15 protein-coding genes are annotated in these 25979 nt (G+C 48.6%); 12 read left to right on the forward strand and 3 right to left on the reverse strand.

Annotated features, from left to right (window positions below; all coding sequences use genetic code 11):
• Positions 1–557 precede the first annotated feature (557 nt).
• The 8 genes from MKY59_RS07110 (at position 558) to MKY59_RS07145 (ending at position 9878) form a co-directional block, all read left to right on the forward strand.
• Entirely contained in the window at positions 558–2564 is a 2007-nt protein-coding gene (locus MKY59_RS07110) for a B12-binding domain-containing radical SAM protein (protein WP_236414964.1), read from the forward strand.
• A gap of 609 nt (positions 2565–3173) precedes the next feature.
• Positions 3174–3617 (forward strand): hypothetical protein, encoded by a 444-nt coding sequence (locus MKY59_RS07115; protein ID WP_339276768.1) that lies wholly within the window; start codon positions 3174–3176, stop codon positions 3615–3617.
• Positions 3618–4343: 726 nt separating this feature from the next.
• Positions 4344–4955 carry a bis(5'-nucleosyl)-tetraphosphatase (symmetrical) YqeK gene (gene yqeK, locus MKY59_RS07120; protein ID WP_236414956.1) on the forward strand — a complete coding sequence of 204 codons (612 nt, stop codon included), beginning with the start codon at positions 4344–4346 and terminating at the stop codon, positions 4953–4955.
• A 72-nt stretch (positions 4956–5027) separates the two neighbouring features.
• Entirely contained in the window at positions 5028–5510 is a 483-nt protein-coding gene (locus tag MKY59_RS07125) for a nucleotidyltransferase family protein (RefSeq protein ID WP_339276770.1), read from the forward strand.
• 68 nt (positions 5511–5578) lie between these two features.
• Positions 5579–6088, forward strand: a complete 510-nt coding sequence (locus MKY59_RS07130; protein ID WP_339276771.1) for a hypothetical protein — start codon at positions 5579–5581, stop codon at positions 6086–6088.
• Between the two features lie 135 nt (positions 6089–6223).
• The gene (locus MKY59_RS07135; RefSeq protein WP_339276772.1) at positions 6224–7264 is read left to right on the forward strand and encodes an iron-siderophore ABC transporter substrate-binding protein; all 1041 of its coding nucleotides are present in this window, start codon (positions 6224–6226) and stop codon (positions 7262–7264) included.
• A gap of 1 nt (position 7265) precedes the next feature.
• Entirely contained in the window at positions 7266–8042 is a 777-nt protein-coding gene (locus MKY59_RS07140) for a (2Fe-2S)-binding protein (RefSeq protein ID WP_339276774.1), read from the forward strand.
• A gap of 114 nt (positions 8043–8156) precedes the next feature.
• Positions 8157–9878 carry a helix-turn-helix domain-containing protein gene (locus tag MKY59_RS07145; RefSeq protein WP_339276776.1) on the forward strand — a complete coding sequence of 574 codons (1722 nt, stop codon included), beginning with the start codon at positions 8157–8159 and terminating at the stop codon, positions 9876–9878.
• 300 nt (positions 9879–10178) lie between these two features.
• Here MKY59_RS07145 and MKY59_RS07150 read toward each other — a convergent pair whose 3' ends face one another.
• Positions 10179–12494: a helix-turn-helix domain-containing protein gene (locus MKY59_RS07150; protein WP_339276777.1), complete on the reverse strand. Its 2316-nt coding sequence runs from the start codon at positions 12492–12494 to the stop codon at positions 10179–10181.
• Positions 12495–12856: 362 nt separating this feature from the next.
• Between MKY59_RS07150 and MKY59_RS07155 the strand changes: the two genes are divergently transcribed.
• The 4 genes from MKY59_RS07155 to MKY59_RS07170 all read left to right on the forward strand — a co-directional run bounded on the left by MKY59_RS07155 (position 12857) and on the right by MKY59_RS07170 (position 20856).
• Positions 12857–14419, forward strand: a complete 1563-nt coding sequence (locus tag MKY59_RS07155; RefSeq protein ID WP_339276779.1) for an extracellular solute-binding protein — start codon at positions 12857–12859, stop codon at positions 14417–14419.
• Positions 14420–14501: 82 nt separating this feature from the next.
• Positions 14502–15401, forward strand: coding sequence for an ABC transporter permease subunit (locus tag MKY59_RS07160; protein WP_236414948.1), 900 nt, complete (start codon positions 14502–14504; stop codon positions 15399–15401).
• Between the two features lie 19 nt (positions 15402–15420).
• Positions 15421–16290, forward strand: a complete 870-nt coding sequence (locus tag MKY59_RS07165; protein WP_183522861.1) for a carbohydrate ABC transporter permease — start codon at positions 15421–15423, stop codon at positions 16288–16290.
• 51 nt (positions 16291–16341) lie between these two features.
• Positions 16342–20856 (forward strand): Ig-like domain-containing protein, encoded by a 4515-nt coding sequence (locus MKY59_RS07170; RefSeq protein ID WP_339276781.1) that lies wholly within the window; start codon positions 16342–16344, stop codon positions 20854–20856.
• Positions 20857–20909: 53 nt separating this feature from the next.
• Here the strand turns inward: MKY59_RS07170 and MKY59_RS07175 are convergent, their stop codons facing one another.
• Positions 20910–21881, reverse strand: a complete 972-nt coding sequence (locus MKY59_RS07175; RefSeq protein ID WP_339276782.1) for an alginate lyase family protein — start codon at positions 21879–21881, stop codon at positions 20910–20912.
• Positions 21882–21957: 76 nt separating this feature from the next.
• On the reverse strand, positions 21958–25950 hold the full coding sequence (locus MKY59_RS07180) for a glycoside hydrolase family 2 TIM barrel-domain containing protein (protein ID WP_339276784.1): 3993 nt from the start codon (positions 25948–25950) through the stop codon (positions 21958–21960).
• Positions 25951–25979 lie beyond the last annotated feature (29 nt).

Below are 25979 nucleotides of genomic sequence, written 5' to 3' on the forward strand. Positions count from 1 at the left end.
GTGATTGATTAATGCGGTTTCTATAGTTATAAGTTTAGATCGGATCGGATGAGTTCGGGTGTTTTCGGATTAGGTTTGATTAGCTCGAATTAGTTCGGAGTTGGATCAGTATGATTTCGATGGGAAAAGGACGTCGGAACGTGGAGCAAACCTGAGTACGGGGTGCCTAGCCGCCGGGTGCTTGGGATGTCTTTTGGGAGTGGACAAAGTGAGTTGGATTGTCTTTTCAAAGGGTGGACATTTACGGTGGAACGGGTTGTTCCCGAGGTGCACAACATGTAGATGGGTAAAGTGGTTGTTTGTCGAGATATAGCGGTTCGAAGGGCCGGGCGAGTGGATGTCTTTTTGAAAATAGTGTCCACTGTTTGGTGGACGAAATGGCGAAATGTCCGTGATATGTGGAATGAATGATGATTGATGAATGATTTGAAAAATGATGATTGAAGAATGGTAAAGCAAGGCTTGGAAATGAGCGAATCTGAGGCAAAATGGCGGATAATCTTTTCCTTTTGGCAATGAAAAATAGGGTCTGGTGATCCAGGCAAAGGTTGTGAAGCATGAAGGTTATTCTTTCGACGTTAAATGCAAAGTATATCCATACCTCGCTGGCGATTCGCTGTCTGAAGGCGTATAGCGAGAAGGATTTTGATATCGAACTGGCCGAGTATACGATCAAGGACCCGGTCATGAACATCGTGTCCGATCTGTACCAGCGCGGTGCGGATGTGATCGGGTTTTCGTGTTACATCTGGAATATCGAGGAGACGATCAAGGTTATCGATATTTTGAAAAAGGTTATGCCTGAAGTGAAAATCGTGCTCGGCGGTCCTGAGGTATCGTATGACACGGAATATTGGATGAACCGCATCCAGAACGTCGATTTCATCGTCATGGGCGAAGGCGAAGAGACGTTCCATCAGCTGCTGACCGAAATTTCGACGACGCAGAAGTATCATTTCGTTTATGGCGTGGCGTATCGCAAAGGAGAAGAAGTCATCGTGATGCCGGGTCGCCCGAAGGCAGACCTGAACGATCTGCCGTCGCCGCACCGGTTTGACGAGGATATTCCGCATTTGGGGAAACGGGTGGTTTATTTTGAGACGAGCCGGGGCTGTCCGTTCAGCTGCCAGTTCTGTTTGTCGAGCATCGAGGTCGGCGTGCGGTATTACGATATCGAGCGGACGAAGGCGGATATTCTGTATTTGATCGAAAAGGGCGCGAAGCTGATCAAGTTCGTGGACCGCACGTTCAACATCAAGCGCGATTATGCGATGGAGATGTTCAAATTCCTGATCGAGAACCATCAGGGCACGGTGTTCCAGTTCGAAATCACGGCGGACATTATGCGTCCCGAGGTGCTGGATTATTTGGCAGAGCATGCGCCGCCGGGCATTTTCCGGTTCGAAATCGGCGTACAGTCGACGAATGACCCGACGAACGAACTGGTGAAACGCCGCCAGAACTTTGCGAAGCTGAGCCGCACGGTCAACAAGGTGAAAGCCAGCGGCAAGATCGACCAGCATTTGGATCTCATCGCAGGACTGCCGGAAGAGGATTACAATACGTTCCGCAAAACGTTTAACGACGTGTTTGCGCTGGGACCGGAGGAGCTTCAGCTCGGCTTTCTGAAAATGCTGCGCGGTACCGGACTGCGTCTCGATGCGGAAAAGTACAACTACACGTATATGGATCACGCGCCGTACGAAATTCTGGGCAGCCATGTGCTGCCGTTCAGCGACATCGTACGTTTGAAGCGTCTGGAGGACGTGCTGGAGAAATACTGGAACGCACACCGGATGGACCATACGTTGAAGTATTTGATGGAGCAGGAATTCGATTCGCCGTTCGATTTCTTCCAGGCGTTCGGGGACTACTGGGAAGGTCAGGGCTGGCAGAAGATCGGGCATCAGTTGGAGGATTTGTTCACCCGATTGTACAGCTTCCTGGAGTCGCGGAACACGCCCCATATGGATGTCGTGCTTGGCCTAATGAAGCTGGACTATTTCCTTGGCCACAAATACAAACCGCGCAAAATCTGGTGGGACGATGCGCTGGAGAAGGATCAGTGGGCGGGTTATATGAAAATGCTGGCTGAACGTCCGGAAGACGTTCGTTTGCCGCGCATTGCCGGCGCCGCAGGCACGGCATGGCTGGAAAGCAGCGGCACGAGTGCGCCTGCCGCTGCGGCCAGTCCGGCTGCTGCCGGGGAAGACACTGCCGCGGATGCGGCGGGTGTGAACGGCAGCGAGCTTGTGTCCGCCGGGGATGGAGCGGCGGACGGAGGGGACGGCAGCGCTTCGCGTGCGCTGCCGATGACCTCGGCCATGACCGCACAGACGGTCATGGGCGCACGCTCTTTCGCCGATCTGGGACTCGGCGAAAAAGAGCTGCAGAAGCACGCCGTACTGGACGTGCTTCCGTTCCGGCTTGAGCGGGTGCTTGCTGGCGCCAGCCCGCTTGCCGCGAAAGGCCGGACGCTGCTGGTCGTGGTGTACCAGCAGCATGAAGGGCAGCAGGCGCAGTATTACATGCTGCCGCTGGGAGAAGAAGCCGCTGCCATGTAGGGCGCAGCGGCCTGAGGAGGGCACCGCGAGATCATTGACGCGGTGCATCCCTCGTGAGGTGCTGCCCGAATCGGGCGCAGCGCCTCACCCCGACGCGGCTTGCATTGCACAAGCCGCGTTCCGTGCTGTCTTTTACAACATCAAAAATGTTTCATTCAACATCGGAAGGTCATTGGATTCCCTATTGGGGATGAAGAAGGGCCTTCTTTTTTTGTTGTTGAGAAGAACATAACCAATCCAAACAAACACGGAGCATCGTACAGAGATATATCGCTGAATATAGACCAAATCGTTGGCTGTTTCACGGGACGGACCTGCGCCACATTCAGGAGCTGCTTGGTCATACGAGTTTGCCAACAATCCTGCAATATACATATGTTAGTACGATAAATATTCAGCGTATTCAAAGCCGTTGGATCGTTTGGACACAGAGATTGATCGCTAAACTAAATTTCCCCTTTTCGCCAAATTATTCTCCGAAAATGTAACAATATGGGTTATCATATACGTAATTCAGATATATAGAAGGAATGTAGGGCATTTACGAAGTACATAAATTAGATGTTATACGACATACCGAAACCATTTTATTTAAAGGCGGATGATCAAATGGAACTTGAATTAAGAAGAGCCAGTTTATCAGATATAGATTTATTAGCCGAAATGAATAAACAGTTAATTGAAGATGAAGGCAGTATGAATTCAATGAGTATAGACGAATTAAAAAATAGGATGAGTACTTGGATTGGAACAAGTTACTTAGCCGATCTGATAATCGCCAGACAGGAAACCGTCGGTTATGCCTTGTATTCTTTTAAACAAAATCAATACGACACAAATATAAAGGAGGTATATTTAAGACAGTATTTTATTGTGAGAAAATTCAGGAAGCTTGGATTTGGGTTACAGGGCATTAATCTACTTAAAGAACAGCGATTTAATGATGTAGATTCAATTGAAATTGATGTATTGGAATCAAACACAATTGGGAAGCAATTTTGGATTAAAGCAGGATTTAAACCCAGTTATACAAGCATGAAAATGAAAGTTTAAGAACAAGTGGACATTTCAATAGGTCCATTGTATAACAACGTATTTACGCATAAGGACATTCGGCCCTCTGTTTCACGGAATGTTATTGGCAGAGGAGCGAGTTCAGGACACACCTGCACGGACTAACCGCATCGCAGAGAAACTCAATGGATCCAATTAGATATCCCATTGGACATTTTCAGCCCCAAAAGAATCTATCAGGTGAACAATTATGTAATCTCATTCATCAAATTCCAGAACTAATAATAAAACTAAAAGCATTGCTAAATGGACGTAAAGATTACACACTAAATACTCCATATCGAATGAATGGCTGGACCATAAAACAAATCATTCATCATATAGCTGATAATGATATGAACGAATATCTATGATTCAAAAGAGGACTAACGGAAGAAAACCCATTAGCAAATACCTAACGAGAAGATCTATGGGCAGAATTAAATGACTATAAGGGATTACCAATAGAAAATTCACTAGCACTTATTGAATTACTACACCATCGATTTTTCTATCTACTAATTGGATTAGATCAAAACGATTTTAAACGAACGATACAAACCGAAGTATTAGGGACAATTACATTAGAGATTGCAGTTCAAAGATTTATATGGCACAACAAACGCCGGAACAGCCGGACATACCCGACTCCGTCGGACGTCGTAGATACGGGAATGTTATCGGAAATTCATACGGTATGATCAATGAATCTTTAGGGGGGACTCCATGAAGTCAGTATATAATAATCTTGTTATAAATACCTTGTCGGGAAATCTCAAGGATGATATATATAACTTTTTAGTGGATAATGGCTGCCCCAAAACTGCGGAACATTGTGTCAGGGTAGGCAAAGAAGCGAGAAAGATAGCTGATCGATATCATGCTGATAAGGATTCAGCCGAAATCGCTGGATATTTACATGATATAAGTGCGGTATATTCTAATGATGTAAGGATTCAAGTTTCTTATGATCTGGGTATTGAGGTACTGCCTGAAGAAGAGACTTTTCCAATGATAATCCATCAGAAGATATCGAAAGAAATGGCTAGAGATATTTTTAACATTAAGGATCAGGAAGTTCTTGATGCAGTTGGATGTCACACGACACTCAAGAAAAATTCAACTATTTTAGACAAGGTTTTGTTTGTTGCAGATAAGATAGAGTGGGATCAAGCTGGTGAACCTCCATATTTACATCAGATTACGCAGAAGCTAGATGATTCGTTGAACCATGCAGCATTCGAATATATTCATTTTTTATGGAAACAGCGAGAAAACCTAAGAGTTATTCATCCATGGCTTAGAGACGCTTATAATGAATTGAAGGACTTGGTTTAGTCGTTCGAAGAAGGTAAGAACATCCGATAACATAGTATCTACGTTCTGTACCTTAAAATAGGAGCATGTACTATGGTTATAGACTCAACGTATGAAAAAAAGTTAATTGAAATCATCCATTCTTCTCCAATGTTAGTTGAGGTTTTTGAACTGTCTCGAAAAACGGAGTTAACAGAATATTATATTGGTGCTGGCTGTATTGCACAGACCGTTTGGAACTACTCGTTAGGGAATCCTTTAGGATACGGCATTGATGACATTGATATTATTTATTTTGATACTGACCTTTCCTATGAAAAAGAAGATCGAATAATAAATAAATGTAAAGAGGTATATTGTAAGCTGCCCATTAAAGTTGATGAAAAAAATCAAGCAAGGGTTCATTTATGGTACAAAGATAAATTCGGAATTGATCTTAAGCCATATTTATCATTAGAGGAAGCAATTAACTCGTGGCCTACAACAGCCACTTTATATAACAAAACACAAGAAGTGGAAAAGAATATGGCCGGAATTGAATGTTATACCGTGGTAGGCGCAGCGGCTTTAGTTTAGCTGCATGGAACAGTCATAGGAATAGGGAACGATGAATACTGAGAGAGCACGAAGAGGGGGATTCGTACATGATTATATTCAAAGCAACCCAATTAACATTAAAAGATCTAAATGTCAAACCAGAAACCATCGAAGATACGGATTCTTTCTTTAGTTGGCATGTGAACTTTTTTACGTTATATGGCAGAAAACATTATGTGTTTATGAATGATTGTTCCAGATTAAGCTTAACGGTTACTGGGATTAGAACGAATCAGGCCAGTAAACTGGCAGGAGTCTTTAAAGAGAATTTGGAGGCTTATTTGGCTGTTGAGGAAGTTCCCGATCACCTCGCGAAATATTATTTAGAACAATGTAACGAGAAGACGATCACCAAAACGGATAGCCGAAGTGTTATAAGTACGATGAATGAAATTATGCTTGTGATGAAGTCGGTTGAAACTGAAGATAATGATTATAGAGATCAAGACATACGGCACAAGTGGAATAATAGAATAATTTACAAACCCATCGACTATAACAGACCCATCGAAGTATTTGTTAAAGAGCTTCAAACCAGGTTTGAAATGGAGAATTAGAGAAGTGGGAGTATCATGTCGCATTAGTCCGGCTGAAATGTCGCAAAAGTACATGGCAACGCGATGTGGAGATCGTTTATACTCGCCTTATAATTCGATAATGAAAATCATTATCATATATAAGGGGGAGTCATCATGAATAAAGGGACAAAGGGGCGAGCAACCGGAAGCAAGGTATTTGCCGCTCAAAAATCACGATTTTTAATGGGCTTGCTGCTGGCACTTGTACTTGTGCTGACGGCTTGTGGTGCCGGAGCAGGTACGAATGGGGGCAATGAGTCTGCTGCAAAGCCAACGGAGACGCCTTCGGACTCAGAGTCTCAGACGAATGCAGCCTACCCGGTTACGATCTCGCACATGAAAGGTGAATATACGCTAACCGAGAAGCCGAAGACCATTGCTGTGCTTGACGTGAAATTTGTGGATCAATTGTTGGCCGTTGGCGAGCAGCCCGCAGGTAGCGTTATCGCTGGAGGGAATACCACATTTCCGGAATATTTGAGTGATCAGCTAGGGAATGTAGAGGTTCTGGGTACACGGGACGAGCCCAACCTGGAGGCAATTGTAGCATTGAATCCGGATCTTATTTTAATGACCGACTTTCAGGAGAAAGAGTATGAGAATGTCAGCAAAATTGCGCCGACGATCGTACTCGACTTCTACGAGGATTGGCGGGATACGTTAGCCACGATCGGTACGATCACAGGCAAGCAGGCAGAGGCTGAGGCTGTGCGTCAGGCTTATGAGGACAAAATCGTCGGCCTGCGGGCGAAGCTGTCGGAGAAGCTGGGAGATGAAACGGTAGCGCTGATTCGCCCGAGAAAGGAAGGAATTCGTGTACATGGTCTTGAGCATCGGACAGGCGGCATTCTGTATGAGGACTTGGGCTTAAAGGCCCCTGCGCTCGTCCAGGAGATCAAAGACGACACCTCCGTTGAAATTTCGATGGAGAAGGTCCCTGATATTGGGGCAGATCATTATTTCCTGCTATCCGATGAGTTGTTTGCTGCAGAGGCTGAGGTTTTGGAGAACAGTTCGGTATGGAAATCCCTGGATGCCGTCAAAAATAACCGCGCATATAACGTGAATGCAACGCTCTGGATCGCTTACTATGGTCCAATTGCCATTAATATTATTGCAGATCAGGCATCGGAAGCGCTGTTGGGATCGAATTAAAATGGACCATTATCTGTCGACGGACGTATGGCAGCAAACGGTGAAAGACTACTCACTCAGGATTGGCGATCCACCTGAAGATAGTCTCCGTACCATTGCTCTAAGCCAGTTGCATGAAGAAGCTGCATGCCGCGAGTATATAAGCTGGCTTACGGAGTATATCGGTGCACCTGACATGAGGGTTGCCGCTTCTATGCTGGCTAAACGAATCGGCTATCTGTGGATTGCCCCGTTGCTGACCGCGATGACCTTTCATCATCAGAAAATGTCCTTCTCGCTGGACAACAGCTACCTCTACCATTCGACTCTTACAGCTACTGAAGGCGGAACACGTTTTCCTTTTCTCGCCGTGAACGGGCTTCGGGCAGAAACGCTAACGGAAGACAGGGAAGTTTGGCGGAAAGAGATGATCGAGGAGTTGTTTGCGGTACGGCTTTCGCCGCTGTTACAGACGCTTGCTACCGTTGGCCCTCTTTCGATGAGTGTCCTCTGGGAAAATATGATGGTGCGTATTGCTCCGCTGTATACTCCTGATGTAGACGATGTTGGGCCAGAAAGCCAGCATATTCAAGCTGATTTTTCATATCTGACTCAAATAGCGTCTGGACAAACCTTTGGCCTAAGAAAGAATCCGTTTACTCGATTCACCGAAAAGAAGGACAACGTTCCGGTTGCGAAGAACAAGCGCATCACCTGTTGTTTTTACTACCAGATGTCCGGGGAATATTGCAGAAAATGTCCGAAAATTGACAATGAGAATGAATCTCAATTAAAATGACAGCAGCAACAACTTTACCTTTGCTAACGGGCTCGCTTTAATTTTACAGGATGTATGCTGAGTCAGGTGGGTTCACGTTAGCGAAGGATGCTATTGTCAGGAGATGAGAGAAGTATGCCGCTGCAAGAACAGACAAGTCTATGGAGTGATACGACGATCAAGGTGCTTGACGTGTATAGCGGTATTTTACAGACAGGCAGTGTGCTTAGCGAAACCGAATTGACATCGAATCTGTTGCTGCTGGCAGGAGGCGGAGAAGGGGAGCTCTCAATGAATGGTGAAGTTTGCCGCATTGGGGCTTCTTTTGCTGCTCATGTGGTTAAAGGATCATCCTTTACGCTGACTGCCAGCTCAGACAACATGGATTATATCGTGATCATGTACAAGGCATCCTCCATGGAGGGAGCCTCCCTTGTTTTGCCCTCGCATCGCAAACACCCGCTGCGCACTTCGTTTGTTCAGCACCCTGGAACCCAGGCGGAATGGGTTCAGATGGCGGAGAAAATCGCGGCCAAATGGAGCCGGGGCGAAGGGCTGGAACGTTTTCACGCCAATGCGCTGATGCAGGGGATGCTCTACGAACTCATTATGGAGTATGAACGTGGTCAGGGCGGAGCGGAATCAGACATGGTGGATGTTGTCGCTGCGTATATAGCAGGGCATTATCGTCAGAATCTGGAGCTTAAAGAGCTGGCGGCACTTGCCGGATGCAGCGTAAGACAGCTGCAGCGACGGTTCAAACAAGAGAAGCAGCTCGGACCGATGGAATACGTCATCCAGCTGCGGATGGAGAGTGCATCGCGGATGCTGCGTCATACGGATGCTCCCATCGGCGAAATCGCTGAGAGAATGGGGTATCGCGACACGTATTATTTCAGTAGGGCGTTTAAGAAATATTATGGTGTCCCTCCGCAGATCTATCGGCGTAATGCCTCTTCCAGAACAGGTGCGCTCTCTGCGTATTCCTTACTGCAAACCCGCATGGCTTCTTGGTATGAGTCGTCCCAAGGCCCGGTGATTTGCCATATGCGAGGTGAATATGAGGTTACCGCATCTCCACGGCGTATCGCCGTGCTCGATGTTCAATATGCAGATCATTTGCTTGCGCTTGGGTTGTCCCCGGCAGGAAGCGTAGGATCGGGGAGTGCGGCGTTCCATTTCCCTCAATATATTCGGGCAAAACTTCAGGGAACCGAATTACTCGGAACCTATGAGTACCCCGATCTGCCCGCAGTGGAACGACTGGCTCCGGATCTCATTATCTGCACCGAAGTGCATGATCCGCATTATGAACGGTTAAGTCGAATCGCTCCAGTCCTCATGTTTAAGCGCAATGAGAGCTGGCAGACGATTCTGAGCCTGTTCGGTGAACTGACAGGCAAGCGAGCAGAGGCACAGCAAATACTTGCGGACTATCATCGACGAACCGCATTGCTGTCAGAAGAACTTGCCCCAGTGCTGGCAGGCAAGAGCGTGGCACTGATTCGTCCGTTTGAGTCTATGGTTCGCGTACATACAGCCTCACATCGTACAGGCGCTGTGCTCTATCGAGACCTGGGTCTGCCTGCCCCGTTATTTGTAGCCGATCCCTCCGACACGGCTTATCATATTTCAGTCGACAGACTGCCGGCTGTACATGCCAGCCACTACTTTTTGCTTAGCAGCGAAATCATGCAGGAGGGGATGTCTGCAACAGAGCAAAGTGTCTGGGGGATGCTGGATACGGATGACCGACAGCGAATATACTCGGTAGATGCCGCGACATGGATCGGCTGTTATGGACCGACGGGCATCAATGGTATTATCGATCAGATTGCTCAGGCACTGTTGGCTTGAAAGCCATTCTGAACATTATAAAACGAAAAGAAACCGTTCCTTGGAAAATGGAAGTGGGCGCAACCATATACCTAAGGGGCGGTTTCTATCTATATCACCTTACAAGGTGAATCGTCCCAGTGATATATCGCTGAGCATGGAATGCCACGAACACCGGAATATGGAGGTTGGGTCAACCTTTTTTCGAATCGAATCATCAGACCCTAGGAATTAAATTTCATGAGATCACAGGATATGTTGAAATTAGGGAAAGTATCTACGCGGCAGGCTGTTCGGCTCTTGGTTCGCGAATGGACCGAATTAGGAGGTTTTGGGACCCTTTCCCTGCGTTAATCGTTGATCTGCCGCTTGTTGGTGCCGAAATTGACCCGGGGTAAGTCCCGTTCTGGCTTTGAAGATTTTATTGAAATAGCTGACGTTCGCGTATCCAATCTCCCGGCAGACCTCCTCAACGGAGGCATCTGTCTGCTTCAACAGCTCCATGGCACGTTTGATGCGCAGCTGGATGAGATAGTCATTAACCGTCATGCCCGTTGACTCCTTGAAGATGCGACCCAAGTAGGACGAGCTGCGTTTTACGTGTTCTGCCACGTTATCCACAGATATATTCTTATTATAATGGTTATCCATGAATTCCGTTGCCAGCTGAAGGGTCACATCCGTCATTTTGGAGCGCTTCTCCCGGTGGTAGTCGATAATCTTGCTGCATATCGTTAAGACACATTCTTCCATATCCTGAACGGTTTCGGCCCGCGCCAGTGCATCGGTATAAGACGATCCTTCACCGATAACAGCGGTCACCTCGCCGCCAGTCTGAACGAGTGTTTTGACCAACTCCCCGCTCAATTGGACATACAGCTGATGAATATTGGCTTTACCCAGCCTTTGCTTCAGCACCTCCCGGGTGATGGCCCGGATCACGGCAGTACATTCCTCTTTATCCGTCTTCAGCAGGGATTGCTGCAGCTTCGTTTCGAGTTCGTACGGATAATAGTAGGTACCTTCTTCCGATTTCCACTCATCAAGGATCGAATAGGGCAGAATTTCGCCCTTCCCAATATAGATTTTCATATTTAGTGCCTCCTGTGTCTCGTTGTAAGCTGTACGCACGGCTTGTTCTCCGGAGTGAATACGGCTGACAGCGATGGTCACAGAGATCCCATAACGACTGAGAAAATATGATTTGAGACTTCTGGCTTGTTCTACAGGAAAGGTATCATCGGCATCCGAATGCAAGGAGAGAAGGATGACCGTGTGCCTGCTGTCTTTGACAAAAATTTCTCCGTCGATATCTTTTCCCAGTTCTTCCATCAGACCGTACTGGAGCAGATGGGAATGGAATAGATCCTCCGATCCCCTCATTGGCTGATGCTTCTCGAGTTCAAGGGTCAGGACGGCAAAACGATTGAAATCAAGCTGTAATCCAAGCAGCTCTGCCGCATGGTCCGGTCTGTTTGGTGCTTCTTCTGGAACGTTGCCCTGGATTAAATCGTTCAGATACTTTTCCTTAATGGCCGTGCGATTTCCGGTGAGGAGTTCATCCACTTTCAGCTTTTCTTTGATTAAAATATCGCGGTTACGTGTCATCTGCTCAAATGAATGACGGATAAAGCCGGCTTCATCCGTGCTGCTTGGGCCGCCCGATTTGTCGCGTCGTTCGGACTCTTCAGAGCTCACAATATAGGAAATCACACTTTGCAGCGGGCGATATAATCTTCTCGATAAAACATAGGAAATAGCAACAGCAGCCGTTATATATAGGATGGCGACTGTCCAAATGAGGACTTTAATTCGGTTCATGCCTTGCAGAAGGACGGATCGTTCGGTGATATCGACGAATCGCCAGCCTGTCATATCCGATGCAGTGTAGGATACGATCTGATCAGAATCGCCAATATAATAGCCGCTGTCCGATGTTACCTGTTCAGCATCCCACTGCTGAAGAAGGGCTTCTCTGTCATGAGCATCGGAATAGAGGAGTTCACCCTGTGGACCAATGACCATGATGGTGCCTTTCTTGCTATTGTAATGACTTAAGTAGTCGGCGAAGAGTCGATCCAGATTCAGATTAATGACGATCGCGCCCTCCACTTGGCCAATCAGCGGCATCTTCTGAATCAGGGAGGTCGCAGGATGTTCCGGAGAAAACCCGTTCGATCTTCCGGTTAACCAGACAGTACGAGATGCTGAGTCTTGATTTAAGGTATCCAGCCAGGACTGGTCAGCAAAGTCGGATATAGGAGATGTCTTTACCTCCGGACGTGATGTCAGGACAAGTTCAAGCGGGGCGTAGTATAGATAGATGGAATCGATGTAGGGACTGAGCTTTTTTTGCTCTTCTACGAGAGTGGACAGATCAATTAATGAACTTACAGAGAGCTTGCCTCCGATGGTATGGTACACATAGGATTGAGCCATCAGCAGACTATTGGCCGCATTTCCGATGGTGGTCAGCTCCTTATGAATCAGCTCCTTCTGCTGAGTCAAGACAGATTCATTATAACTGATGGCATTACGGACACTGTTATCAGCCGAAATCATGTAAGTGACCGAAGAAATGAGAACAACAGTGATCAAAGCTATGGCAGTCATCGATAGGAGCAGTTTAACGAACATGGAGTTATTTTTCATGGCTAAAAGTCCCCTCATGGCAATCCCCTCCTTACCTCAGCAGTGGTAGCGCTTACAATAAAATTTGATGATCTCAACAGTTGTGTGCAGTCCATTATATATCACACCAACGGAATTAGAACAGATCGAAATTGAAAAACATACAAAAAACGGAATAACGTCAGTGGCTCTACGCGGCTTCTGAAGCCAAAAACATAAAAAAAATGGAATGAGAGGATTGTGCGCCGGAAGGGTTAAAGCTTAAATTTTAAGTATGTAAAAACCGTTTCCAATACCCGGCCGGGTCGTTATGCAGGATGCGGGATTCTCGAATCCAAAACCAATCCAACAACAGGGGGTAGGTTCTTTTGCGTAAAAGAATCAAAATTGTAAGCGTTATCTTGTTGGCTGTAAGTTTGGCGACAAGCTTGCTTAGCGGATGCACTTCCGAGACGAACACCTCAAGCCCGAGTCCAAATGCAGGAGAAACGCCGGGAGCAAACTCCAATCCGATTGAAATCTCCTGGGGCATTCATTTTGCCGCAGATGGAGTTGTCAATGACTCGGAGGTCCAGAAGTGGCTGGAGCAGAAGTTTAATGTAAAGATCAAACCCGTGAAGGTAACGGACGCCAGTATCGCTTCCGGGGAAATACCGGACATATTCATGCTTGGTGATCCTTCTAATGTAATCGCTTACCAAAATCAGGGCGTGTTAATGAGCATTGATCAGAACATGTTGATGGAGAAAATGCCTGAATATTACGCGGATATTGAGAAAAAGAAAGAGCTTTTTCAGACCGTTACCGTCAATAACGAGCTGTGGGCTATCCCGATGTTTATCGATTTGAAGCCTTACGATCTGGGGATGTTGTGGCGTAAGGACTGGCTGGATCAGGTCGGCATTCAGAAAGTCCCGGAGACGTTGGATGAATTCGAGGAAGCCGTTTATGCCTTTGCACAAAAGGATCCGGACGGTAACGGTGTGAAGGATACGTACGGGTTGACAGGAACGGCTACGTCCACGTGGTCATCCGGATTCTATTCCATCTTCGGGGCATTCGGTGTGGAGCCGACCATGTGGATGGAGAGGGATGGTCAGATTGTAAACGGATCGATCATGCCTGAGACCAAGGAAGCCTTGGCGAAGCTGCGCAAATGGTATGCGGATGGTGTCATCGATCCGGAATTTATTACAGATACACAGGATTCATATCGTAAGAAACTGTATAACAACCGGATCGGCGTCATTGAAGAGCAGATCAGCAAAGGCGCTCTGCCGGAATCGGTAACAGTCAAGGAAATGCTGGCACTAAATCCGGATGCCAAGATGGCATTTTCCAAAAATCCGAAGGGACCTGGCGGTGACGGCTCATGGGATTGGGGAATCAAGAGCAACTTCCTGGTTATCGGCAGCAAAGTAAAGGATCAGCCTGAGAAGCTCGAGAAGCTGTTCGAAATTCTACGGGCACAGAGCAGTGATGAAGAGACCATCAATATGACCAGCCTTGGGGTAAAGGGGGAGCAATGGGATTTTGCTGAGAACGGTGCTACCTCGGGGGCGACTACATTCCTGCCTGGATTCGATAAGCAGGAGCAGCGGGATCAACTGGGAATCCGTCTGTTCTCTTTTGGTAACATTACCACCCAGGCTTATCGGGACAAATATTCCGATCCGAAGCTGAATGAGGCGGTCAAAACGTATTCATCTGCTCCAAGATGGACCGATGCGCTGTTATTCTCTGTGCTGCCTTCGGACGGAAAATACAAACAGGAATTGACGTCACTCATGCAAAAATATTTTGCACAAATCATCAGCGGCGAAATTCCTCTGACTGATTTTGATACATTCGTAACGGAATGGAAGGCAAAAGGCGGCGATGAATTAACGAAGGAAGCCAATGAAATGTACCAAGCACAATTCAAAAAATAACCCTGACTTGGCCCAGCCACCCGTGAGGGCTTAATCATCCCTTGCGGGAGGGCTGGCGGTTCGGTTTACAAGGAAGTGCGCCATGAAAACGATAAAAAAACACGGAGAGCTGCTTTTATTATTTCTGTTCGCCTTCGCATTCTTCGTCGTATTTAAATACGGCCCTTTATATGGAGTGGTCATTGCCTTCAAGGATTTCCGGGTCGTCGACGGGATATGGGGAAGTCCGTGGGTCGGATTCCGCCATTTTCAGGAATTATTTCAGAATGGGGATTTTTATCGATTACTTAAAAATACCCTGCTCCTGAATTTATATCAGATGATCTTTGCTTTTCCCGCACCAATCATACTGGCGATTTTGCTTAACGAGGTGAGGTCAAGGTATTTCCAGCGGTTTATCCAGACGACCATGTACTTGCCTCATTTTGTATCGTGGGTCGTCATGTCCGGGCTGATTATTTATTTTCTCTCTCCAACGTCCGGCGTTGTAGGGGAAATTGTGAAGTGGTTTGGAGGGGAGCCTGTCTTTTATATGGGAAAGAAGGAATATTTCCGTCCGATTGTAGTCATCTCTTCGATTCTTAAGGATATCGGGTGGGGCTCGATTATCTACTTTGCAGCTTTGGCGGCGATCAACCCGGAGCTGCATGAATCGGCCGTCATTGACGGAGCCAATCGGTGGCAGAGAATCATTCGAATTAATATCCCCTCCATTATGCCCACGGTCGCTATTATGTTCATTCTGAGTCTTGGTGGTTTCCTAAGCGCAAACTTCGAACAAATCATCAATCTGTTAAACCCGGTCAATTACGAAACGGGTGACGTCATCGATACTTATGTCTACAGGGTAGGTCTGCAGCAGTTTCAGTACAGCTACACGGCGGCCATTGGCTTGTTTAAATCGCTGGTAGGGCTCCTGCTGATTCTGGGGGCTAATCTGACCGTGCGAAAATTGAGCCGCGGCGAGAGCGGTCTATGGTAAAGGCAGGAGGAAGACAGTCATGAAAATAAAAAGATGGCAAGAGCTCATTGCACCTGCCATGATCTACCTTATTTTGTCCATCCTGGCACTCATCGTTGTGTACCCGTTCATTCATGTCCTGTCCGTCTCTTTCAGCGGTAGGGGAGAAGCTCTTCGAAGCGGATTTCATTTTTATCCTCGGGATTTCGAGTGGGAAGCATACCGCGGGCTGCTGGACTATCCATTAATCTGGTCAGGATATGCGAATACGCTGTTTCGGATGGTCGTAGGCACGACCTTAACACTTCTCGTTACCGTCTGCGCCGCTTATCCGCTCTCCCGTCCCGATCTGCCCATGAAGCGGCTGCTGATCATGCTGCTGTTGTTCACGATGATCTTCGATGGCGGGATTGTCCCGCAATATCTATTAATCAAAGAACTGCATCTGCTTAACACGCACTGGGTCTATGTGCTGCCATCCGCTGCCAATGCTTTTCATGTGCTTGTAATGATCTCGTTTTTTCGCTCCGTTCCGGATGCGCTGATCGAAGCAGCTCGTATCGACGGGGCAAGGGACTTGCGAATTCTGTTCCGGATCCTGCTCCCGCTGTCCATTCCGTCTCTAGTGACGATCGGGCTCTGGAATCTGGTTTACCACATTAATGCGTTTATGGATAACCTGCTTTACGTCACCGATTCATCCAAATTCGTGCTGCAGCAGGTTGTCCGCCAGATCCTTATCGAGAGCAAGCTCGACCCGTTTACTACGGCGACGCTTGCAACACCACCTGCGCCGGAGAGCTTGAAAATGGCGGCTGTCATTGTCAGCTCTTTGCCGGTGATCGTCATGTATCCTTTCCTGCTTCGATATTTCGAAAAAGGAACCATGATTGGGTCTGTAAAAGGCTAGTGATCATGTGCGTTTTATCTGATTGATCTTAAAAGGGAGGTATTTCCAAAGATGATGAGGAGACGGATTATTATTGCATTAATCCTGGTGTTGTTGGTGGGCTGTCTGCCGGTTACGGGAGCGAATGCGGAAGATATGGTGAACCCTGGTGCTGTCTTTTATATTTCCAATAATGGTGATGATTCGAATCCGGGAACGGAAGCCGAGCCATTCCGCACACTTGAAAAGGCCAGGGACGCAATCCGGCAATTGAAGACGGGTTCCGGGCTGCCTGAAGGCGGTGTGACGGTCTATTTAAGGGGCGGCACCTACAATAGAAGCGAAAGCTTTCTGCTGGAGGAGCAGGACTCCGGTACGGAGAATAAGCGGATAACCTACAAGGCTTACCCAGGAGAAAGCGTGCGGTTAAACGGCGGTCTGGAACTTCAGAAAAGCTGGTTTTCTCCGGTAACGGACACGAATGTCCTGGACCGAATCATCAGTGCGGATGCCAGAACGAAGGTTCTTCAGGCAGATCTGAAAGCTCAAGGCATCACCGATTACGGTGTAATGAGCCGGCATGGTTATTACAAAGCCAATGACGTCAGTCAGGTTCCGCCGATGGAGCTGTATGTTGAAGGTCAAGGCATGACCCTTGCCCGCTGGCCGAACAATGGAACGGTCCAGATGGGCACCATTACCGATCCCGGACCTACCCGCAGTGACCCGGATTTGCAGACACGCGGCGGGACCTTTACCTACAATTACGAAAGACCGGATCTCTGGGAAGAAGCGGATGACATCTGGTTGGATGGCATATTCGGTTACAGCTGGGAATGGTCGTACAATAAAGTGGCATCCATCGATACAAGCAACAAGACAATTACCTTGGCATACGGAGAGATGAGCGGTCTGTTTACCAACTGGTACCCGGACTTCCATTTTGCCCAGAACCTGCTTGAGGAGATCGATATGCCAGGTGAATATTACATCGACCGGAAGCAGGGCGTGCTCTACTTCATGCCTACGGCTGCCTTTGAAAGTGATCATCCTGAGATCATGGTTACAATGCTTAAAACACCGATGATCAATGCGAACAATCTTTCGCATGTGACCTTTGAGGACCTGATCCTGGAGAATGGCCGGGACTCCGCAGCAGTTATTATGGGCGGTGACAGCGTCCGATTGGAGCACTGCGAAATACGTAATTTCTCCAATGGGGGCGTACTGATTAATACGCAGAGCCGCTGGTTGTATAACGACTTTGCCAAAGTGGACGGAGTGAATCATGCGGTGATCAGCTCCCATATTCATCACATCGGCGGGACCGGGGTGATTCTGAATGGGGGAGATAAGAAGACGCTTGAGCCAGGAAACAATGTCGTGGAGAACAGCCATATCCATGATTTTGCTTACTACCATAAAGCCTATAATCCCAGTATCTTCCTGACCGGTGCGGGGAACAAGGTTTCCCACAACGAAATTCATGACGCTCCCCATCCGGGAATGCTGATCTTTGGCAATGACCATCTCGTGGAATACAACAACATTTATGACGTCTGCAAAACCTTCTCGGATCTCGGTGCCATCTATATGAATCTGGGCGAGTCGCCTCAGGAAAGGGGATCGGTAATCCGCAGGAATTATTTCCACAATATCGGGGAAGGCAAAGCAGGGGTTCAAGGGGTATATCCGGATAACTTTACGATGGGCATTACCATTGAAGAGAACATATTTAACGGCATGGGTAACGATGCCATTCTCAATAACGGCGGTGCCCATATCAAAACCCGGAACAATCTTTTTATTGATGCAAAGGTACCGTATGAATATTCGGACATGTATCTTGGCGATCAACCGGACCAGCAAATATCCAAAAACTATATGCCCAAATGGAAGGCGTTGTTTGAAAAGAACAACCATTTCGAAGGCACGCCGCATATGGAGAAATATCCGGAACTGGCGGATTTCTTCACGGAGAACCGGTATTATCCGGATACGAACACGTTTCAGAACAATGTGATCTATAACCCGACGAGGAAATTAAGCGGCACGAATAATCAGGGAGCAAGTGACAAGCGCAATCTGCTCCAGTATGCAAACAACTGGATTACGGATCATGATCCCGGCTTCGTTAATCTGGCGAACGGGGATTTGAATTTGAAGGCGGATGCGGAAGTGTTCCAAAAGATCCCTGGCTTCCCGGCCATCCCTTTCAGTGAGATGGGAATCCAGGGGAAAGCCGGTCCATACCTGGCTCCGGATCACATTGCTGTGGATCGAATCCAGTTGTATAACGAAAGCGTTACCATCGGGATTGGGAAGTCATTCGCTCTGTATTCCGCAGTCATTCCCTGGAACGCAACGAACCCCGCTATTCAGTACACGTCGAGCGACCCTTCGATTGTTAAGGTGGATCAAGGCGGCAAGCTGAAGGGTGTTAGCATAGGGAATGCCACGATTACAGCCGTTTCTGCTGACAACCCGACCTTAAAGGATGAGGTTCAGGTTACTGTTGAAGTTGGGGATGGCATTATCGATTATACCGATTTCGAAAACGGCAGGAACAGCTGGCCGACAGATCCGAATCGAAGCATTGTCGAGGTGGAAGGCGGCAACCATATGTATAAGCTTGTTAAAGGAGCAACGACGCTAAACGAGAATGAATTCAACCATTACGAGCTGACATTTAAGATGAAGACGCCGAAAGTTATTGCAGATGATGCCACATTCTATGTGTTTGACCGGCTGAACTCTGGCGGAAGCGGCGGTAGGATTGGTTACCGGAAGTATGCAAACGGAACATCTGCCTGGCTTTTGTACAATGCGGCCTGGGTTGCAGTGAAGCAGAATACGCTGGCTGCACCTGATCTGCAGCCGGATACGGTCTATAACATGAAAGTTATCGTTAAGGGTCAGGAGATTAGTGTTTACGTGGATAACAAATTGAAGCTAAAGGCAAGTGATTCGACATTCAATGCGTCCGGCCAGGTTGGCTTTTATTCCGGCGGCTTCAGTGAGCTCCTGTTTGATGACATCAAATTCACGGTTCCAAGCAGGGAAGTATCCGGTTTGCTGCTGGGTGAGAGCCATGTCAACATGGTCAAGGGGGAACAAAAGCAGCTGCAAGTTCAATTTGATCCGCTTGATGCCGAGAATAAGGAGGTTATCTTTCATACCTCTCAACCGGGAATTGCCGCTGTGGATGAACATGGATTGGTAACCGCCTTGGCGGAAGGCGAGGCTGAAATCACCGTAACATCAGCTGCCAACCCGGAAGCATCAGCATCCGTGCGCATTCAGGTATCGAATGTGATGCACTTTACGGATTTTGATTCGGGAGCGAACGGATGGCCGGTAGACCCGAACCGCAGTATCGTAACTGTGGATGGCAATAAAAAGTATAAAATTCTCAAAGGCGCCTCGGCCCTTCATCCGAAGACATTTACCGACTATGACCTTACCTTCACGCTGAAGACGCCGGCTGTCATGCCGGATACGGGAACTCTATATGTGTATGATCGTTCCGTCTCCAGCACATCCGGGAAAATTGCATACAAGAGGCTGGCGGACGGCACTTCGCAATGGATTCTTTATAATGGAGCATGGACAGCTCTGAAAACGACGAATCTGCCTGAAGAGGACCTGCAGCCTAATACCGAGTACACCATCCGCATCTGGGTCGAAGGTGCCGACATCCGCGTGTACGTAAACGGGGAACTTAGACTTGAAGGGTCGGATACCAAGCACAATCCATCTGGAACGGTAGGTTTCTATGTAGGCGGGTTCAGCGAAATGTGGTTCGATGACATCCAGTTTTCCCTGATCGATACCGATCGGACTGCTCCAGAGACCACGGCCGTCATGAGTCCGGCAGAACCGGACGGCATGAGTGGATGGTATACACAGCCTGTAACCCTTGCCTTGCACTCTTCTGAAGGCTCTTCTGAATCCGCATCGACAGAATATAGTCTGGATGGAGGGGATACCTGGCTGGACTATCAGGACTCCCTGACCTTCAGTCAGGATGGTCGTTATTCCATTCTATACCGTTCACTGGATTCATCCGGAAACGCGGAGGAAGCGAAATCGCTGGAGTTTAATCTGGATGCCTCGGCACCCATGATTTCGGTGGCAGAGCCGCTAGCTAGAGATTATACAAGCGCAGAGTCCCTGAATTTGTCATGGACAGCTGTCGATGAGGTGTCCGGGGTTAATGAATTGAAGAGTACAGCAAGGCTCGATGATCATCAGATCGAGCAGGGAGCGGCGGTGCTTCTCTATATGCTACCCCTGGGAGCTCACACCTTCAAAGTAATCGCCACAGACGAAGCGGGGAATGAACAGGAAGCGGTTGTGACGTTCTCCACTTATGCAGACATCAGCTCACTGAAAGCGCTGGTAACCCTCTTTCGGGAGAAGTCCTGGATTGATAATGGCGGGATCGCTAACAGCCTGCTCAAGAAGCTGGATAATGGGAATACGGAAGCGTTCCTCCATGAGGTTCAAGCCCAGAGCGGCAAACATATTACGGAGGAAGCAGCAGCCTACCTGCTTCGGGACGGGCAGGCTGTAACAACAGAATAGACCACAGAAAAAAAGCCTTTCCGATCATATTCGGAAAGGCTTCTTTCTTAGAGCTAACGTTGAAATTGCAGCTCGGGATAGATCCAGGCATAAGCATGATAAAGGCCGCTGTTGATATTAATATTGCCTGTGATCGGACGGTAAGGAGCGACAAAACGTTCAAAGTCCGGATTCTTGTAGATGTTCGCCATCGCCTCAACCAGATCAAGGGGCCATGTGCTGCCAGATAGCTGTGCCGGGAAGATCGGATTATCGTCATATGGCCATTCCTTCAGATGCCCGTTGACATAATGGAAGAATTGTTTGACGGCATACTGGAGGCTTTTGCCGCCCGGTGAGACCCAGCGGAACAAATCCTCTCCCGTTGTGTCCAGGACGAGCTTGGCGGCAGCCGTTACCGGAGCGAGAGCGAAATAATGATACCACAGGGAATGCTTGCCTCTGGACGCTTCTTCTGGAATGAATCCTTCGATGGAGAGGGAGTGGTCGAGATGTTCTTTGAGCGCGGTCACCTCTTCTGCCAAATGAAGCTTATCCTCCATAAAACGATACATGGCTAGTTGGGCATACAGACTCCAGCTCCACCAGTTGTTGCGGAGAGGGATTCGATCCCACTCCGGCAGACATACCTGGGTCATCCATTGTGTGAAAATACTCTGCTCTTCTTTGCTCCAGTCCACGTATTCTTTGATTTCATTCGCCGCAAGTATGAGTCCAACCCCCAGATAAGCAGATACCAATGGTCCGTCCGCACCTGTAATCTCCCGATTAACTACTGCCCACCCCATGATGATTTCCTTCGCTTTGCTTGCATAAGCAGCTGTTCCTGACAGCCGGTAGGCCATTGCAGTTGTATAGGCCGCTTGGGCATCCTTCTCCATCCGCCGCTTCGCGAGCGTGTGTCCCTCAGTGTCCTGGTAAAAGCCGGGAATCTCCCAAGTGGCAATCGCATGGCTGTTCGCAGATAGACTCTCGTTTGCTTGATCAAGAAGAACTTCAAGTGCAGTCGGATGTTTCATATGCATGCAGCCCACCTCTTCTGAAATGGAATGATTCATTAATTAATATCCTTGTCGCAGTAACAGATACGGAAAAGTAAACTTACTTGGGCTCCACATCATCCAAGGTCAGACGATATTGAAGGTGCCTCATATATGAACCGCCCGCGTTCCTAAATACCATACCGAACCGGATGTCCTCCCCGGATCCTTGCACGATGGCGATCAGACGATTAATACCGGCACGCAGCTCGATATGTCTCTCTGGATCGGGAACATGACTCCCGTTTAGATAAATCTCATATTCGGAGTTCGTGTTGACTTGAAGCTTACCTCGAAGGATACCATCGACTGGATTACATGAAGGGTCCAAACCATGAACGAAACAGCTCAGGAACCAGCGCTCATCCCCAGGATCCTGGATAAGAAAGGCACCGTCTGAAGAGCTTCGCTCTTTCTTGAGCATCCAGCCGTAGAGCCCCTCACCCAGATTGTTCAGCGAGAATTCCGGATCCGTATAATAGGCCTTCATTTCCTCGTAATTGACCCACGGCTTGCAAGGCAGCGCCATGACCTTTTCAACGGACCAGTGCGCGTCTGTTTTGGAGCTGTGAAGAAGACCGTCGTCTATGGCGGCCCCCAGATTGGCCAAAAGTCGGCTATATAAGCGTATGGATTTGGCGGAATCCGGTTCAAGGAGCAGTTGAGATAAAATGATACATCCTTGTTCCTGTTCCACTTGCAGTACAAAACTCCCGGCAGGATGCTGTTGATCCCGGTTCAGCTCCACCAATGCCAGCCTGCTGTATTCCGACGTATGCCCATGCACAAAATAATCCTTCCATGCTGTCCCTTCTACGCTTGCGCATAGTACCGCTGCATCGGTCGTATCCAGACTGTAAGAGGCCAAGGGACGATTAACAACTTCTCTGGGCGAGAGAAAAACCTTGTCGAAACCGAACAGGTCAACCGGACTTAATCCTTGGACCACAGGCCTATCGTAATTCGCCTCCAAGTGGTACGTTTCATGCTTCAGGATCGAGACAGGGCGCTTCAACAGAGCAGACAGGGCGGCTTCATGACCTGGAGAAGCGGGAAGGATGACGAGTTGACCGCCATGCCGAACATATTCATTCAAAACGGCTATGGAATTCGAATCTAACAGGAGGTTTGGCTCCACGACAACAAGTTGATATGTTGCAAGAAGGCTGCTCGTGATTTTCTCGAGCACGTCGAAGGAAAGGCCAAGGGACCGCAGGAAATGCTCTGCTGCTCCTCCCCGTTCAACCCATGCACCTGTTCGGATCGATATCGCTTCGACGTTTCCTGCATAAGCGAGCATGTTGCGCAGCAAGCAGCAGGCCGCAGGGACGCTGTCGAAATGCTCCATGAGCTGCAGCTGATTAGCGATGAAGAGGCCGCTGCCGTTCCGGTATTCCAGTAGAGGGGACCACAGATCCCCGCCATCTCCAAAGTCCCCTGCGCTGCACTCCAAGATCATATTGAAATTGCCCTTGATCGGTTTCTCGAAAGCGGCGTGGATGATAGGAGGTGGGCCATCCTCACGGATCTTTTCGTCCCAAAACATCAAATCATCATTGTCCAAGCCTTGAAGGATGGGATGGGTATAGCTGCCCGCGTGGGCGCGGATGAAATCCTGCCGCGAAATTGTCAAATGACCCAGAGACAGATGGAGCTGCTCCAACAGCAGAAGACGCCCGCCCCTTCGTACATAATTTTGGAGCGCCATCTCCAGTTGACCGTCCTCATCCTCCAGCCCGCTGCCTGCAACGACGAGGTGGTTGGGTGAAAGCTCGCCAAGCTGTTCAAGCCGGATTCGTCTGCATTCCGGGACAAGGACGTTTATCCGATCGAAGTCTTCGTCCCGACCTATGAAGGCCACAGGTCGATCTATAGAGACAGGGGTTGTTTTATAATGTGAGGGATACAGTTTGTACTGCAAATCCAGCTCATGAACGAGCTTGTCATCGTGAAACATTACGGCATGAACGTGTATAGCAGTTACATCCTTAACAGGCTCAGGTTTCCAGGTTACGGTCACGATCTCATGATCCGCCGGTTCTTGGTTGAACAGGAAGAGCTCCTGGTGAAGGAGTCTGTCCTCCTGGCGTACTTCGAATTCAATCCGAGTCTTACTTGAATGGAACGTATCGTTATAGACATCGAAGCTTCTGGAAATCGGCTCATCATCGAAAAAGGAACGATTGTATTCTGCCGGTATCATGGTAGCGGGCTTGAAAGAGGCTTCCATGATCGGGAAGGACGGGTTCTTCATATAAAGCGGATATTCCTTCGGAAGAAGACCGTTATTCAGCGTTAGCGCGTATTTCGGAATGACTTTTGGTTTCGGCCCCGGCGTATCTGGAGCGGATGGAGGAAGCACAATATCGTGTTCCGGCATGGCCCGCATGAAATAATGGGCGAAGTTGAAAGTGGAGATTCCCGAAACGCCTTGCCGCCTCGCATACTCCACGAACAGCCGCTCCTTCTCGGCCAGACCTTGGATACATTCATCCGTGTTTCGATACGCAGCCAAGCCTACGTACATGCTGCTGTTCTGGGGGCAGACATACCACCAGCCGCCATGCTCGCCGAACACGAGAGGCTTCTTCCGATCCCACGCGTCGATGGTGCCGTCTATGTTATAGTGCCTGCTCTCCACCTCCGTGAGTTCTTTGGGGAGGAGACGGTTATCGCCTTCTGCGATGATCGGGCGGGTAGGATCTAACTCGCGAATGAGGTCCATCATGGAAGGCATATGCTGCTTGAATATATCGCGGCCGTCCACCCAGCGCATCTCGTTCTGCAAGCTCCACAGGATAATGGATGGATGATTGCGGTCCCGCTCTACCAGTCTGCGGACATGGGCTGTGCAGTTCGCGATATAAGCGGGATGATCCGCAGGCATGGATTTGCTCGAACCGTAGATGGCCGTTTCATCCACAATCAGCATGCCCATCTCATCGGCGATATCCAGATAATAGGTCGGATGAGGCGCGGCATGCAGACGAACACAGTTCACTCCGGCCTCCTTGCACATGCCATACCAGGTGCGTACGTACTCCTGTGTTTGTTGAATGGCACCCTGGAAATGCCAGGAGTCACCGCGCAAGTTCATGGGCGTACCGTTAAGGATAAACTGCGAACCCTCGGTCCAGATCTCACGGAAGCCGAATGGCTGTTCCACCCGGTCGATAGCCCGGTCACCGTCCAGAAGTACAAGCTCCAAGCTGTACAAGAAAGGCTGCTCCGGATTCCAGTACTTGGCGTCCTCCCAATCCAGGCGGAACGTGAGCCGGCTTGAATCCCCTTGGCCGTTCACGGCTAACATATCAGCTTCAGCCTGAAGAATGGGGGAGGACGCCGAATCACCGTTTTCGCGCACATGAAGAATAGCCTTGTGGGATGTCTTCAAGGAGGAAGCCAAGGGATGGATTACCGCAGCATCTACGTCCAGCCGATTCTCCCGTACCGACGTTCGGATTGTTACATCCGCAAGCGAAATCTCGGGCCGACTTTCCAGATATACGTCCTGCCATATCCCTCTGGCAATCGAACCGAACCACGAGCCTGCAAGGCCCGTGATTTTTTGTTGACCTGAAGGAATCTCGACCTTGTCAAAGCTGCCGCAGACTACATGAAGTTTGTGCTCCGTATCCTTTCTGACCAGTTCGGTAATTTCCACAAGAAGAGGCAGGTAACCATCCTCCCACATGGCTACGAGATGATGGTCAAGATACACGGCAGCCTTTTGCATGATCCCGTCCATACGGAGGAAGATCCGTGTCCCTGGTTCATACATGGCCGAAGGCACCCGGAATGACCGGTGAAGAACTCCCGCTTCGGCGTGCGCCCACTCCTTCGGATATCGAAATACATCATAAGGCGCATATTCGTATTCAGGAATGATCCCGAAGTTCTTTCCCGGAGGCCTTTCGTAGGAGCTTCTCCAGCTGGAGGGAACTTGAACCTTCTGCTCTTCGTAAACCAGCTCTCCAGGAAGGCCGAAGCCAGTACCCTGCTCATACAAAGGCATAAAATTCCATTCACCGTTTAAGCAGTATTCAGTTCGCATGATAAGAATGCTCCTTTCGTTTGACATTC

Origin of the sequence: Paenibacillus sp. FSL W8-0426 (assembly GCF_037969725.1) — a bacterium.
Taxonomy (GTDB): Bacteria; Bacillota; Bacilli; order Paenibacillales; family Paenibacillaceae; genus Paenibacillus; species Paenibacillus hubeiensis.